The sequence below is a fragment of the Acrocarpospora sp. B8E8 genome (assembly GCF_039871605.1).
Taxonomy (GTDB): domain Bacteria; phylum Actinomycetota; class Actinomycetes; order Streptosporangiales; family Streptosporangiaceae; genus Acrocarpospora; species Acrocarpospora macrocephala.
Map to the genome: position 1 here is coordinate 43,979 of NZ_JBDPLV010000044.1, position 14,813 is coordinate 58,791.

Consider the following 14,813-nt stretch of genomic DNA (forward strand, 5'->3'; position numbering starts at 1 on the left):
TGCCTTTCCTCGGGGGATCGGGCCGACCCTCACCGCCTTACGATTTTGGACGTGCAAAAGATGGACGGTGGTCGGCGGAACTAGTAGCGTCGAGGGCGCAGCCTGACAGCGGAGGAGTGCGGATGTCCACCAAGGCACGTCGGAAGCCTGTGGTTTCGTTGCCGCCGGTGGCGGCTCGGGGGGCGGGGCGGGTTAGTCGTCTGGTGGTTACCGTTGCTGTGGTGGCGGGGCTGGGTGGGGCGGCGGTGGGGTATCTTGTCGCCGTTCCGGATGCGAGTGAGGTCGCCATCGCGGATCTGCGCAAGGCCGACGCGGATCGGGATGTGAAGCAGATCGGTGAGTTGACCACGCTGGCCAAATCGACGGCGGCGGAACTGGACAAGGTTCTCGCCGCGCTCGCCCTCGCGGTTCCGCGGGACACCACCACCGCGGCGCAGCCGGCCGTGCCGGAGATTGTCCGCGGCTGGCAGGACGTCGTACGAAAAGTCGCGGAAAAGCATGCTGAATCGCCTTCTGGGATGACTGCTACCAATGTCGCCCGGGGCGGGTTCCGTAGTGCCGTCAACGCGTTGGGGGCCGCGCTCGATACGTACGCGCTTGTGCAAACGCTTCCTGAAGACCAGCGCAAGCCCCTGCTCGATCTGGTTTCCCGGCAGCGGTCCACCGCCGTCATGATGTGGTCGGTCGCCGCGACCCAGCTCGACCAGCTCAACGTGGACGCCGGAAACGGCCATCAGCACGCCTATCTGACGGGCGTCCCGGGCGATGGCGCGATCACCCCCGACCAGATTCCGGAGGGAACGCAGTAACGTTCTGCCCCTGACTCGCGGACTACGGTTGATGTGGTCGGCGAGCGGAGGGCTGGATGTCGCGTGTGCTGCTGATGGGCGTGAGCCGGTTCGGCCAGGCCGTCGACGCGGACGAGGAGCCTGAGACGGGCGCGCGCGCCTGGGCCGACCTGCCCTTTGTCGAGGAACGTATGCCCCGGTTGGAGCAGGCGTACCGGAAACTGGCCTACGAGGTGACCGCCGTCGCCAACCCGGATCGTGGTGCGGTGCTCGCGCACACCGACGCGGCGCTGGACGGCGGGCATCGCATCATCCATGTGATCTCGCATGGCCACACCAGGCTGTCGGACCGCGGACGTTCCCGGGACGCGGAGCCGGGGGACAAGCTTGACATGGTGCCCTCGTGCGGGCGGACCGGCCTGGGGACCGACGTGGTCGCCTGGGTTCGTACGGCCCACGGCGCGCCCGAACCCATGCTGTTCATCGTCGACCTGTGCGGGGCGGGACGGGCCGCACGCGTGGGAGCGCTCATCGACGTGCCCGAGGACGAGTTACACGCCTGGGTGATCGCCGCCACGGGCCCGAACGACTCCACGTACGACGGGCTGTTCAGCGAGGCGGTCGCCGAGACCCTCGAACGTGTCGCCGACAACGGCCTGGACACCGACGAGACGCTGCGCCACGTGCGCTGGGACCGGCTCGTCAACGACATCCGATTACGGCTGAGCGCGCTCGGCGCGACCACGCGGCTGCGGACCACGAAGGTCGACCTGGGCTCTCCTCTGCCCGACCTGCCGTTCTTCCCCAACCCCAACTGGCGGCCGGACCCCCGCAGGGAACGGCTGATGGAGGTCGTGCCCCCGGCCCGCGCGTTCGTCGCCGACCTGGACGCCGAGCATTTCATCGACCGCGTGCGCGGCCACTTCGTCGGCCGCCGGACGTTGCGGTCCCGGCTCGCTCCCTGGCTGGACGACCCGTACGCGACGGGGTTGTGCGTGGTCACCGGCGCGCCGGGCTGCGGCAAGTCGGCGCTGCTCGCCTCGCTGGTGTGCGCGGCGCACAAGAAGATCATCGAGGCTGCCCCGGACATCCGGGACTATCTGCGGGCGCAGCATCCCGAGGGCGTGCCCTCGCCCAATGACGCGCTGGTCGCGATCCACGCGCGTGGGCGGGGCCTTGAGGAGATCGCCGCCGCGGTGGCTGAGCAGCTCGGTCTTGCCGTGCGCGATGAGGCCGTGACGCCGGCTGAGCTGGTCGCGCACATCCAGCGGATGGAGACACCGCCGCCGCTGGTGTTCGACGCCCTCGACGAGGCCGACAATCCGGGCGAACTGGTCGATCGGCTGCTGCTGCCGCTGGCCAAGGGCGCGTGCAAGTTGCTGGTCGGCACCCGGCGCAGCACCCGCTTCGAGCCACTGCTGGCCGCGGCCGAGGACATGCTCATCGACCTGGACGAGGTCGATCCCGGCGAGCTCCGCGCCGACCTGGAGCAACATCTCGGGCAGCGGCTGGAGGAGGTCCCCGGCTACCAGTCGCGTACTGTCCGCGCGGCGATGGCCCGCGCGGTCGCCGCGGCGCTCACCGACGACGTTTCAAGTCGGCGGGGCTGGGGCGCTTTCCTGGTGGCCAGGATCTACGGCCGGGCGCTGGAGTCGCTGCCGGTGCCCGGCGACGCCGCGGCGGCTGAGCGGCTTGGCGGCAGCGTGCCGCGTACGCTTCCCGGCGTGCTCGAGCTCGACCTGCGGCTGCGTCCCGACGGAGAGCGGCTGCGGGCTGTGCTGGCCACGCTCGCCTGGGCGAAAGGTGACGGTTTCCCCGCCGACGTCGCGGCGGCCGTCGTGCCGGAGTTCGCGCCCGGCCTGACCGAGAGCGAGGTACGCCCGCTGCTGGAGGCCGGACGTTTCTACATCTGGACGGGGGTTGACCACGACGGCTGCAAGCTGTTCCGGCTCTTTCACCAGGGCCTCGCCGACTACCTCCAGGACCACCCCTACGAACCCGGAGACATCAGATGAAAATCGTGGGCGTCCACGGCATCGGCAACTTCCGGCAGGGCGAGACGGCTGAGCAGGCCGCGGCGCACCTGTCGGCACTGTGGGCCAAGCGGCTCGCCGAAGGCTTGGACGTGTCCGTGGTCTACTACGCCGACCTGCTGCGCGATTCCCTCCGGCAGAGCGGCGACGACGAGCTGGAGGACCTCACCGACGAGGAGCGTGAGCTGCTGGCGCAGCTCCTGGAGAGCTTCCCGGCGAGCGAGCGGGCCGCCCAGGGCTGGATCTTCGCCCTGGTTCGCGCTCACATCGCCGAGGTCGCCGAATCGCGGCTGCTGCGCCCCCGGATGGTGGAATGGCTGATGACGCGCTTCGTCAAGGAGGCCGCCGCCTACCTGCGCGAAGGGACCGCCGTGCGGGAGCGGCTGGCGGCCACGCTCCGGGAGGTCCAGCCCGATGTGCTCATCGCCCACTCACTCGGCACGGTTGTCGCCTACGAGACCCTGCATGCCGAACCCGACCTGAAGGTCCCGCTGTGGGTCACGCTCGGCTCGCCGCTGGCCGCGCCCAAGGCGATCTTCGAGCGGCTCACGCCACCCCCGGTCGCGGGCCGGGGCGAGCGCCCGCCCGGCGTCGCCCGCTGGGCCAACCTCGCCGACCCTGGCGACCTGATCGCGATCCCGCGCAAGGGGATCTCCCAGCGGTTCGCCGGTGTGGACAGCGACGACCACGACGTGGTGCACGCCTTCGACTTCCACAAGGTCGTCAACTACCTCCGGACGGCGCGGCTGCGCGCGTTGCTCGAGCCGTGACCAGGGAGCGCGCGGCCGCTGCCGTTTACCGCCGCCTCCTGGGGACCGCGGCCGTCCACCGCAAGGTCCGCTGGGATCTGGCGTCGCCGTACCTGCTTCGCCACGCCGCAGAGCACGCCGCCGACGCGGGCCAGCTGGGGCGGCTGCTCCTCCAGCCCGAATTCCTCGTGTACGGCGATCCGAGGTCGATCCTGGCCTACGAGCTGAAGCTGGCAGGGCTGCGTGAGCCGGACGAGAGTGTGCTGGATCTGACGCGGATCTTCGACGTCTATCGTGCGTCCCTCCCCCGCCACCTGACCGCGCACCCGGAGGCGCGGCGGCAGATCCTCGCGGTGGACGCCATCCGCTACCGGGAGAGCAATCTCAGCCGGATGCTCGCCAATCCCCGTACGGTCGGGGTGTTGCCCTGGCAGTGCGAGTGGTCCACGTCCGGCAACGTGAGCCGAGCGCTCCGTACCACGCTGACCGGCCATGAACGGCCGGTACGCATGGTCGCGACCGGGCGGAAAATCGCGATCACCGGTGGCGACGACCCGGTGGTCCGGGTGTGGAGCCTGCGGGACGGGCTGCTGATGCGTGAGCTGCGTGGCCATACCGGGACCGTGACCGCTCTCGCGTACCTGACCCGCCACGAGATGGCGATCACCGCCGACGCGGCGGGGGTCGTGCGGCACTGGGACCTGCGCCACGGCGACCTGCGGCAGGCACTCCCCACACACAACGGACCGGTCACCGGGCTGGCCGTCGCCGGGCTGCTGGTGGTGACCTGCGGCCAGGATGGCACGGCGTGGATGTCGTGGGGCTCCGGAAAACGTCAGATCGCGGCCGAGCCCGGGCCGCTGGGGCCGCTCACCCTCACGCACGACGGCAGGAACGCCCTCATCGGGAGTGCCTCGGGCGAGGTGCTCGTGGTGAATCTCGCCACGGGCCGGTTGGTCGAGCGTCGGCGGGTGGGGGAGGCGGCGGTGACCGTGCTCGCCTCGGTTTTCCGGAACGGCGGGACCGTCGCGGTGGCCGGGGGTGCGGACGGCGCCGGGCTGGTCTGGGGTCTTTCCGATGGAAAGGTCCTCGCTGAGCTACGCGGGCGCGCGGGCGATATGGCCGTGATGGCCGTCCTGGAGGACGACCTGGATCTGCGCGCCGCGATCGGCGGCGAGGACGGCGCGATCCGGGTGTGGAACCTGTCCGCCGGGGCCGTGCTCAAGACCCTGTTGGGCCATCACGCCGCCATCACCGGCCTTGTCCATTACTCCCCCCGGCTGTCCGCGCGGCTCTCCCACGTTCTGGGGTCCATCAACCTGGGCATCGCCAGCAGCCGGTCCGCGGTGGAGGAGACGCTGCGCGAGGAGACGCGGTCCACCGACGCGCGCATGCTGCTGTCGGCCTCGGCGGACGGCACGCTGCGCGGTTGGAACGTCTGGGATGTCCAGGCGCGGCAGGTTTACGCCGCGCACACCGGCCCGGTCCGCGCGGTGCAGGCGCTCGACCATGACGGCTCGCCGATGGCGGTGAGCTGCGGCGAGGACGCGACCGTACGGATGTGGGAGCTCGACGGTCTGCGCGTCGCGGACACGCGGGTCAGCCATCCCCAGCCGATCGTCAGCGTGGTCACCCAGCGGCTGGCCCACGAATCGGTGATCATCACGGCCTGCGGCGACGACCGTTTGCGGCTGTTCTCCCTCGCGACCGAATGGGGTGTCGGCGGGTACGCCACCGGCGGCGGCCCGATCACCACCCTCAGCCCCGCCTCGTCACCCGAGGGCCCGCTGATCCTCACCGCCGCGGCGGACGGCACGCTGACCGCCCGGCTGACCGCCACCGGCCACCGGATCTGGCGCGGCGACGAAGGATCGGCCCCGATCGTGGCGCTGGAGGCGGGCGGTTCTTCCCGCCGTCCCGTCGCCGTGGCCCTGGACGCCGCCGGACGCGTGCGGCTGACCGCGATCACGACCGGCCGGTCGGTGGCCTGCCCGGCCGCGGACGAGCTGGAGGTCAGCGCCATCGCCGTCGGCCGGGTCCGCGCGCGCCCGCTGCTGTTCCTGGGCGGCCGCGACGGCTGCGCCGTCCTCGACCTGACCAGCGGCCGGATCCGGCGATGGATCGGCAGGGGGCACGAAATGGTCCGATTGGCGTATGGCCACGGGCCTGACGTCCATTTCCTGGCAGCGACCAACACAGACGGATATATCAGGATTTGGGACGCCGACACCGGCCGCCTCCTGCAAACGATCAACGGCGACTTCGCCGATGTGTCACTTCTGCGCTTCTCGGAGGCTCCCCTGCTCGCGGCAGTGTCCGACAATGCCGTGAAACTGTGGACACTCCCGGCCGCCGAGGGGCCCACCACGCTCTACCTGCCCGACACCATAAGATCCATCTCCTTCGCCGAAGGCCGGCTAGTGATCGGCTACGGCCGCGAACTCGCCGTTTTCGCCCCCGAGTCCGAAAAGCCTTCCGCGCGTACGCCCTCACAGCAGGTAGCCGCCACCACTCCAGCCGACGAGCGCCCTACCGCTGTCAGAGGGCCGAAACCATCACCGGTCGCCCTGCTTCTCCTCGGTGCGCTGGCGTCGGACGCGTCGACCTTCCACCAGCTGATCGGTGTTCTGTGCCCGTGTATACCGCTGATGAAGGTGCGCGACTCGCTCATAGAACTCCACCAGCTGCGACTGATCAAATCTTCCGGCAGTGGAGTCGACCGTTCTCACCGGCTGACGCGAGAGGGCTCGCGACTGGTCGAGCGGCTTGCCGAGAATCCGGGGCACTTCGTCTATCAGTGCCCCACCGGCCAGCACGTACCGCGCGACGTGCCCGAGGATCCGACGCCGGTCCGTACGCCAAAGAAGAAGCCCCGGCGGCCGATCACGAGCAAGCGCAGGACCTGGAACCAAGGGCGCAGGATCTGAATTTGAGCAGGGGTATGCTCACGCGCGTTCCGTGCACACATGCCTACCGTTCGTCACATGCACACCCTTTTACGAGTGTTCCTGGTCGCGGTACTGGGCGCGGGGCTGCTCACGCTGCTCCAGTCCCCCGCCGCCGCGGACCCGATCGTGACCGTGACCGTCACGATCAAACGCATCACCCTCCTGGCGGGCGGCGACTGCGGCGACCCCGACTTCTACAACCGTGTCTGGATCAACGGCATCTACCACGACAACGAGGACAGCGAGTCGCAGGACGACCTTGAGGGAAACCCCGACATCGCGCCCGACTGGGAGTTCTCCAAGCCCATCGACGTGGCGACGCTCACCACCCCCGGCCACATCCCGATCAAGATCGAGGTCCACGACGAGGACGGCGGCCTCTGCTTCGGCGGCGAGCACTACGACTCCTCCCCCACCGCCGACCGGTTCTTCGACGGGTACATCGACCTCGCCGGCTGTTCCGTACACGACCCCAGGCAGACCGACCAGCCGTACCTCGGGGGCTGCCGCACGCCGATCGTCCAGGCGGGCACCGCCGACGAGCGGGTCAGGCTGACCTTCGAACTCGACGCCAGGGAACCAGCGAGCGCGCCCGGCCTGAACATCCGGTGCACCCACACGCCCGTCTGGCCGAAGCCGGGCGAGCCCGTCACGATCGTCGCCACCGCCCTCGACGGTGAACTCCAGCCGACGATCATCGCCGACGATTTGGAGATCTGGGTCAACCTCCAGGCCAGCGCCGCCAGCCTGGCCGGAGACCCGCTCCAGTCGAGACGCAGCGTCGGCACCCTCACGGAGACTTTCACCCCACGAGCCGACATGGCCCCCTTCGCGTACGGCTGCCGCCTGGCCAAGAACGGCGTGAATCTCTTCTCCTCCTGGCACACAGTGGCCGTGGGCGACCCGTTCCCGAACTTCACCTTCCCCAAGCCCGCGGTGCCGATCAGCTACACCGGCCCCCGGTCCAGCCGCATCGACATCGTCTTCGTCGCCGACAAGGACGAGTACGACAGCCCGGCCGACCCCCGCTTCATCGCCGACGTGGCGGCCACGATCGAGCGGTCGTACTGGGGCCTGAAAGAGTACCTGACCCGGCAGGACATGTTCAACTTCTGGCTGCTGCCCGACAACACCGGCTACGCGAGCGACGCCAGCGGCGACAAGGACTGCGACCACGGGCTCCCGGTCCTGTGGGACGACGCCTACGGCTGGGCCGAGGCGGCCGCGATCCTGCACCACCGCGGCGCCCAGCAGGACTGCGCGCAGCGCTCCGACCGGATCTTCTCCGTGCTCGTCGACCCGGGCAAGCCCCGGATCGCCGCCCACGAGACGGCCCACCAGCCCTTCGGCCTCTCCGACGAGTACCCCGAGGGCGGGGCGTTCGCGCAGGAGGTCTACCCCAACGTCTACGAGGACTACGCCGACTGCGAGGACGACGCCCCGCTGCTCCAGCGCACCCCCGCCGCCTGCCGCAGCTGGGAGAAGGAGCACTGGTACGGCGACCAGGACTGGTGGACATCCGAACCCATGCCCGACGACCTGATGTTCGACAACGGCCGAGCCCGCGAGGCCGACATCCGCCGCTTCAAGTACGTCTTCGAAGGTTGCGAGGCCGCGAAATGCTGACACGAACCCGCTGGGTCATCGCCGCCGCGGCCGCACTGATCTTCCTGGTGCCCCTGCGCGCGGAGGGCGAGCCGAACGACCCCTCCGCGATCCCGATCCCGCAGCTCGATTTCGACGATCCCACCAAGTCCGTGGTCGCCCGGGTGAAGTTCACCTCCCGGACCTCCGCGACCGTGGAGCGGGTCAAGGTCTCCAAGTCGCGGGCCCACACTCACATCGGTGACCCGCCCATCCTCAAGCTCGGCCTGACCGACGTGGACGGCCAGGTCATCGACCGGATCAACACGTGGAGCCCGCTCTGGACGTACCAGGAGGGAAGTGACCACGTCGGCCTGCGGACCGGCGGCTCGGGCAGCTTCATCGTGCCGTTCTCGCCGGCGCTCTCCACCATGACGGTCACCGACGTCGCGCTCGGCCAGGACGTCCTGACCGTCGACCTCAAGCCGCCGCTGAGGGAGTTCTGCCTGGCCAACCCCGCCGACCCCGACTGCCTGGAGGCCGACCTCGCGGTCACCTCGGTGACCCCGGTCGCGCCGCTGTTCGCCGTCATGGGCAAGCCGGTGACGGTGACGGTGGCCTCGGTCATCGCCAACACAGGCCCCGACGGGCCGGTCACCGCCGTGGTCCGGCAGGACCTGGCCGTCGGCGAAGGCCTCACCGCCTCCGCCGGAACCACCGTCGAGACCGGCCTCGCGGCCGGGGCCACCCAGACCCTGACCCGCGAGTACACCGTGACCTGCGACCAGGCGGGCGCCAAGACGATCGACTTCACCACGTCGATCAAGCCGAAGCGCGCGACGGTCATCGACCCCGACGCGAGCGACGACACCAGGACCACGCGGCTGACCGTCGACTGCGCGATCCCGGTGACGATCAACATCAAGCCCGGCAGCGCCGAGAACGAGGTCAACCTGAACGGCAACGGCGTCGTGCCGGTCGCCGTCCTGACGACCACGGCCGGTGAGTACGGCAACCCGGTCGCGTTCGACGCCACCCGCATCGACGCGTCGACCCTGCGATTCGGGCCGCCCGCCAAGCTTCTGGCGTCGACCGGGGCGCCCGAGGCGCACGGGAAGATCCACGTCGAGAAGTCGGTCGAACCCGACGAGCGGACCGTGGACGCCGACAAGGACGCGGTCACCCACTACCGCTACGACGTCCTGTCGGTCGGCGACACAACGGCCTGCGTGGTCGGCCGGGCCGCCGGGCTCACGTTCTACGGCTGCGACAACGTCACCGTCCGCGACTGACGATCCGCCCTGTTTGACCAGCCGAATCAAGGCAGGCGAATTCCAACGAGGCCCGAGGCGCTTAACCAGGGGCTATCAGCCTGCGCGGACAACGGCCGGGTCCGTAGTGGGCCCGGCCGTATTTTCAGCGGTTAGAAAGCGAGGCCGCGATTGGCGGGCGGGGAGCCGGCGGCGACCATTCCCGCCGTGATGGGAGAGGGCTTAAAGCCTTTGACGACCAGCCAGACGCCAAGCGACGCCTCCCAAAGGAATATCGGGATGGTCGCGATGCCCGACCACACAGAGATTTGGGAGTAGATGCCGAACATCGTCGCGGTTGCGGAGAGGAAGAGCAGCGGGGCTCCGATGAGCCCCATCAGGGGAATGATGCGTGGCACGAGCCGGGACCGGTACAACACGTAGCCCAGACACAATGCATTCACCGCTGGCATGATGCCGGGTCCGAGAAGAAGCGTCCAGTTGTGGAGCGCGACGAGCGAGTTGCCGGTGGTGATGAGTGAGGCCGCATCTGCTCCGGTAGCTCCGGCCTGCCGCAGGGTCACGACTGCGAAGAGGCTGATGATGCCGGAAAAGATGATGCCGGCTTCAAGGACACGAGCGGCGACAAAGCCCAGCGCGGCGGCTTCGTTCTGCCGTTTGACCACGGGAAACAGCACGACCGCGGTGCCGATACAGGCAAGGGCCACGATCACCTCCAGGAAGCCACCGAAGATCACGCCAGAGTCAGGGCCGGGACCAACGATGTAGTCCGGATTGTCCAGCACAGGGCTGTAGAGCATGAATGCGGGAGGGATCGCGGCGACAATGGTAATCAAGTAGAGCACTCCCGCGACGAACGCGGTCTTCCGCACTGAGTCCATCGGGACTCCTTTCCCTGCTGTGGTTTGGTCGATGATCGCCATGACGATCTCCTTTTATGAGTTATCGAGATTCGGTGGTGGGCACATCGGGCTGGTCGGATTCGACCTGAGTGACCGAGATCAGCGGCAGGCCAACGTCGCGCAGTTTCCGCAGCAAGCCATACAACGCGGCCTGGTCGACTACCGGCCCATGGATGACGGTGGTGCCGTCGCTCTCGTTGGTAAGACTCAGCCCGTCAAACCAGGCGGCCCATCGCGAATCGAGGTGCCCCTTGAGGCGGATTTCGTACCGTCCGGGGTCGTACTGATGGCCGGTCGATATTTCGCTCATCGCGCTCCTTCTGCTGTTGCGTACCTGAACTGCAAGGTAGAAGGAGATGTGATGAGGAGGCATCACCACATGTGGTGATTAACCTGGTGATCCGATCCCACGGGACCGCCAGCACGTCACGACCTCGCGAGACGACACCGCGGCTAGGGCCTGCCCGGCAGATCTTGATCTCCCGTGCCGAACTCCAAATCGGTTGACCCTTCTCCGACCCTGACCGGTTCTACCGTCGCGGGCATCCGAGCCAAGTCGGCGGACGGCCAGCACATTCCCAGATGACACAAATTTGTGTTATTACAGTCAAAAATGCTACCTTCGATAGGTGTCGCATGATGGGCAGCTGATCTTCGCCGACCACGTCGGCCGTTTCTATGCACGTCAGTACGGGTTCCCGCCCATGGCCGGCCGCCTGCTCGGCTATCTGTTCGTCTGCGATCCACCGCAGCAGACGATCGACGAGCTGGGTGAGGCGTTGCTGGCAAGCCGAAGTGCCATCACTGGCGCGGTCAAGCTGCTGGAGAGCTATCGGATGGCGCGGCGAACCCGTGGCGCCGGTGAGCGGGTGGACCGGGTGAGTCTGGATCCAGTGAGTCAGCAACCGCAGAACTTCGACTCCGCCGTCCATAAGGAGCATGCGGCGCTGTTTCGCGAGGGCTTGGCGCTGCTGGCTGATGCCCCGCCGGACCGTCGCGCTCCACTTGCGGAAATGGTCGCGCTGGCCGACTTCCTGAGCGAAAGGCTGCCCGCGCTCCGGGATGAATGGCATGCGCATCGCGATGAGCTTCAGGCATCGGGGAAACTGCCACGCTGAAGACAGGCAGCGAATTGACACCCCCGCGCGACCACGTCAGGCCGAACGCTCCACCACCAAAGCCAGTAGAAAGATCATACGTCATGAATGAATCTGATCTATCCGACCTGCGAGAACGGGCCAAGCACGGTGAAGAGGGGGCGCTTGACGAGCTGATCGAACTCGCCGCCGAACAGGGCAACATCGACGAACTCCGACGCCTAGCCGACCGCGGCAACACCACCGCAACCGACCAACTCATCGAACTCGCCACCGAACAAGGCAACATCGACGAACTCCGACGCCTAGCCGACCGCGGCAACACTACCGCCGCCGACCAGTTGATCGAACTCGCCACTGAACAGGGCAACATGGATGAACTGCGACGCCTTGCCAACCGGGGCAACACCACCGCCGCCGAGCAGCTCATGGAACTCACCGCTGAGTAACCGGGGCAACACCACCGCCGCCGAGCAGCTCATGGAACTCACCGCTGAGTAACCGGACCCGCGTCGTGACTTCGGTATCTCGATTCGCCTGCTGCCGGGGTTAGCGGTCGCGGGTTCGCGATAGCAGGTCGAGTTCCTCGGCTCGGCGGACCGCTGCTCGGCGGTTGTTGACGCCGAGCTTGGCGTAGATGTTCTTGGTGTGAGTCCGTACGGTGTTCAGGGACACGATGAGCTGGCGGGCGATGTCCGGGCCGTTCAGGTCGGTTCCCAGCAGGCGGAGCACGTCCAGTTCGCGTTCGCTCAGGGGCTCGATCAAGCCCTGGTTGCGGGGCGTACTGTCCTCGGTCTTGCCGGTGGCTGCCAGGAGTCGGCGGACGTAGTTCGGGGCGATCCCCTGTTTGGCGGCCGCCTTCAGCAGGGAGGCCATGGGTGGGCCTTCATCCGCGAAGACGCGGACGTAGCCTTCCGGCTCGGACAATGTCAGCGCGCGTCGCAGTGAGGTGAGCGCGGCGGGGATGCCCCCTCGCGTCTGGTGGGCAAGCGCCTGCAGCACGAGGATCTCGATGACGCTTCCCGTCCGCTCTCCCTCTTCCGCCGCTTGGAGCAGGCGCTCCAGGAGTTGGGTCGCCGCATGGGTGGAGCGCTCTGTCGTGTATTGGGCCAAGAGCACCCTGGCTAGCGTGATGTGCTCGAACTCGCGCAGGTAGCTGAGGTCGTCCTGAACGGATAGACCTTGCTCACGTGCCCATCCGAGCGCTTCGCCCAACTCCCCTCGCGCGACGTACAGCCGTGCCCTCATCGCCGGGATCGGTCGCACGTTGGGGAAGAGGTCACTCATGTACCGGCGTTCCGCCTCGTTGAGCAGGTCGAATGCGCCGCCCAGATCTCCTTCGGCCTGCCGTATCCGAGCCATCGCGACCCGCCGGCGATACCGGTTCTGCGGCAACCCGGTGTGCTCACCCAGCTCCTGGCCTCGCAGCAAGTGCTGAGTGGCGGCGTGCAGGTCGCCGCGTTCGCGGTGGATCTCGCTCATCCCTACGCACATGTCCGCCGTTCCCCGCAGAACCGACCCGCCTTGGTCAGGTGCGAGCTGCAATGCGTGCTCGTAGGTGCGCATCGCCTCGCCGAGACGACCTTGCGCAAGCCGTATATCCGCCAGCGCGATCGCGCACCCGAGGGTGTCGGAGACGTGCCCGGCCCGTCGCAGCCCCGCCATGCATTCGGCATACGCCCGGTGCGCCGGCTCGAGGTCCCCGCTCGCCCAGAACGCGAGCCCCAAGAGCCCCGCTGCCGCAGCCCTGAGGAGGTGGTCCTCCCCCGGGGCAAGATCGAGCGCCCGCCGAGCGTGCCCCACGGCGCCGAGCACATCGCCCCGAGCCAGAGCCTGTGCGGCACGGTACAGCTCAATCGTCCCCGGCAGGCGGCGAAACTCCTCGTCGTCAACGACCACCATCTCCGCCGATGGGGCTGGGGATCCCTTACCGATACCCGTCGTTGTGTCCATCCACCGCTCGGCGTCCCGCAGTCGGCCCTCAACACCCTCAAGCTCGCCGACAGCCAGCAACACCCCGGCAAACCCAACGCTGAGCACGGGCCTCACGCGCACCAACTCATCGGGAAGCACTCGGAGCCAGCTGTACGCCGCGGCCTCCTGCCTGTTCCTGCGCATGGCCGGAATCGCCAGCTCGACCAGGTCCGCCGCTCGCCCGAAATCCTCGGCGGCCAGCGCGTGGCGGATCGCCTCGGACGGATCGCCGTTCTGCTCGTACCACACGCTTGCCCGCCGGTGCAGGTCAGGAACCTCCTCGGGCTGCTCGTCCAGCAGGTGTGCCTGCAGAACGTCAGCGAAAAGCTGGTGATAGCGATACCACCGGCGGCGGTCGTCAAGGGGGACCAGGAACAGGTTCCCCCGCTCCAGCGCCGCCAGCTTGGCCTTGCCGCCGTCCTGGCCGGTGACGACATCGCAGAGCGGGCCGCTCAGCCGGTCCAGGATGGAGGTCCGCAGCAGGAAATGCCGGACATGTTCGGGCTGGCGGTGCAGGACCTCCTCGGCCAGGTAGTCGACGATATATCGGTCATCCCCGGCAAAGCTGTCGATGAACGCGGCGGTGTCGTCTCGCCCCTGCATCGAGAGCGCCGCCAGCTGGAGCGCGGCGATCCACCCTTCGGTGCGCCCCTCCAGCGCCGCGACATCCCGTGCCGTCAGCACCAGCCCCATCACCCCGTTGAGGTACGCCCCTGCCTCCTCGGGCGTGAAGCGCAAATCGGCGGCGCGGATCTCGACGAGCTCGCCCCGCCCTCGCAACCGCGCCAGCGGCACCGCCGGGTCGGCGCGACCGGCGATCACCAGGTGTAGCTGCGGAGGCAGGTGCTCCAGCAGGAAAACCATCCCATCCTGGACGTCGCGCGCATCGATGACGTGATAGTCGTCGAGCACCAGCACGACATCGCCGGAGATGGCGTGGAGGTCGTTGAGCAGCGTGGCGAGGACCGCGTCGATCGGCGGCTGCGGCGGCTCCAGGAGCGAGAGCGCATCCGCGCCAACCCCGGGTGCCGCCGTCTTCAGCGCGGCGACAAGGTAGGTCCAGAACAGCGCGGGGTCGTTGTCGCGCTGGTCGAGCGAGAGCCACGCCGTGGACCGCCCATCGGCGGAGGCGGCTGCCAGCCACTCCGTCAGCAGCGTCGTCTTGCCGAACCCGGCCGGAGCCGACACGAGCGTCAGCGCCGACTCCGCCCCACGGTTCAGGCGCTCGCTCAGCCTGGGACGGGCTACCAGACCGCGTCGCCGCCTGGGGATGTGGAGTTTGGTCTCAAGCAGTGGGCCTGCCATGACCACCTCCCGGTCGGCAAGGTCAACATGTGGCTCCACGGTACGCGGAGGTTCCAGCGGGGCGAAGACGTACACCATGCCCGAGGTCCGAGCATCCCTCATGTTCCATCGAGGGCTTCGGGGAAATGCGCACGTCAGCGTGGTGGCCAGGGACGCGTGTTC

General features: G+C 68.3%; 11 protein-coding genes. 8 read left to right on the forward strand and 3 right to left on the reverse strand.

Going from position 1 to position 14,813, the window contains the following annotated elements; translation table 11 throughout:
• Window positions 1-122 precede the first annotated feature (122 nt).
• Genes ABGB08_RS34265 through ABGB08_RS34290 form a run of 6 tightly spaced genes read left to right on the forward strand, consistent with a single transcriptional unit; the run spans window position 123 to window position 9,394 of the window.
• The gene (locus tag ABGB08_RS34265; RefSeq protein ID WP_347599023.1) at window positions 123-809 is read left to right on the forward strand and encodes a hypothetical protein; all 687 of its coding nucleotides are present in this window, start codon (window positions 123-125) and stop codon (window positions 807-809) included.
• A 56-nt stretch (window positions 810-865) separates the two neighbouring features.
• Window positions 866-2,803 carry an ATP-binding protein gene (locus tag ABGB08_RS34270; protein WP_347599026.1) on the forward strand — a complete coding sequence of 646 codons (1,938 nt, stop codon included), beginning with the start codon at window positions 866-868 and terminating at the stop codon, window positions 2,801-2,803.
• Window positions 2,800-3,591 carry a hypothetical protein gene (locus tag ABGB08_RS34275; RefSeq protein WP_347599029.1) on the forward strand — a complete coding sequence of 264 codons (792 nt, stop codon included), beginning with the start codon at window positions 2,800-2,802 and terminating at the stop codon, window positions 3,589-3,591. Before ABGB08_RS34270 ends, ABGB08_RS34275 begins: the two co-directional genes overlap by 4 nt.
• Window positions 3,588-6,497 (forward strand): hypothetical protein, encoded by a 2,910-nt coding sequence (locus tag ABGB08_RS34280; RefSeq protein ID WP_347599032.1) that lies wholly within the window; start codon window positions 3,588-3,590, stop codon window positions 6,495-6,497. The genes ABGB08_RS34275 and ABGB08_RS34280 overlap by 4 nt, the downstream gene beginning before the upstream one ends.
• Window positions 6,498-6,554: 57 nt before the next feature.
• Complete coding sequence (locus ABGB08_RS34285; protein ID WP_347599035.1) at window positions 6,555-8,144, forward strand: hypothetical protein; 1,590 nt, start codon at window positions 6,555-6,557, stop codon at window positions 8,142-8,144.
• Window positions 8,138-9,394 carry a hypothetical protein gene (locus ABGB08_RS34290; RefSeq protein WP_347599038.1) on the forward strand — a complete coding sequence of 419 codons (1,257 nt, stop codon included), beginning with the start codon at window positions 8,138-8,140 and terminating at the stop codon, window positions 9,392-9,394. Before ABGB08_RS34285 ends, ABGB08_RS34290 begins: the two co-directional genes overlap by 7 nt.
• 131 nt (window positions 9,395-9,525) lie before the next feature.
• Here the strand turns inward: ABGB08_RS34290 and ABGB08_RS34295 are convergent, their stop codons facing one another.
• Together ABGB08_RS34295 and ABGB08_RS34300 are read right to left on the reverse strand one after the other, a co-directional pair.
• Window positions 9,526-10,296, reverse strand: coding sequence for a DUF4386 domain-containing protein (locus tag ABGB08_RS34295; protein ID WP_347599041.1), 771 nt, complete (start codon window positions 10,294-10,296; stop codon window positions 9,526-9,528).
• A 19-nt stretch (window positions 10,297-10,315) separates the two neighbouring features.
• Window positions 10,316-10,585: a hypothetical protein gene (locus ABGB08_RS34300; protein ID WP_347599044.1), complete on the reverse strand. Its 270-nt coding sequence runs from the start codon at window positions 10,583-10,585 to the stop codon at window positions 10,316-10,318.
• Window positions 10,586-10,904: 319 nt separating this feature from the next.
• Between ABGB08_RS34300 and ABGB08_RS34305 the strand changes: the two genes are divergently transcribed.
• Both ABGB08_RS34305 and ABGB08_RS34310 read left to right on the forward strand, forming a co-directional pair.
• On the forward strand, window positions 10,905-11,393 hold the full coding sequence (locus ABGB08_RS34305; RefSeq protein WP_347599047.1) for a hypothetical protein: 489 nt from the start codon (window positions 10,905-10,907) through the stop codon (window positions 11,391-11,393).
• An 83-nt stretch (window positions 11,394-11,476) separates the two neighbouring features.
• Window positions 11,477-11,821 carry a hypothetical protein gene (locus tag ABGB08_RS34310; protein ID WP_347599050.1) on the forward strand — a complete coding sequence of 115 codons (345 nt, stop codon included), beginning with the start codon at window positions 11,477-11,479 and terminating at the stop codon, window positions 11,819-11,821.
• Between the two features lie 100 nt (window positions 11,822-11,921).
• Here ABGB08_RS34310 and ABGB08_RS34315 read toward each other — a convergent pair whose 3' ends face one another.
• Window positions 11,922-14,651 (reverse strand): LuxR C-terminal-related transcriptional regulator, encoded by a 2,730-nt coding sequence (locus ABGB08_RS34315; RefSeq protein ID WP_347599052.1) that lies wholly within the window; start codon window positions 14,649-14,651, stop codon window positions 11,922-11,924.
• Window positions 14,652-14,813: the final 162 nt, after the last annotated feature.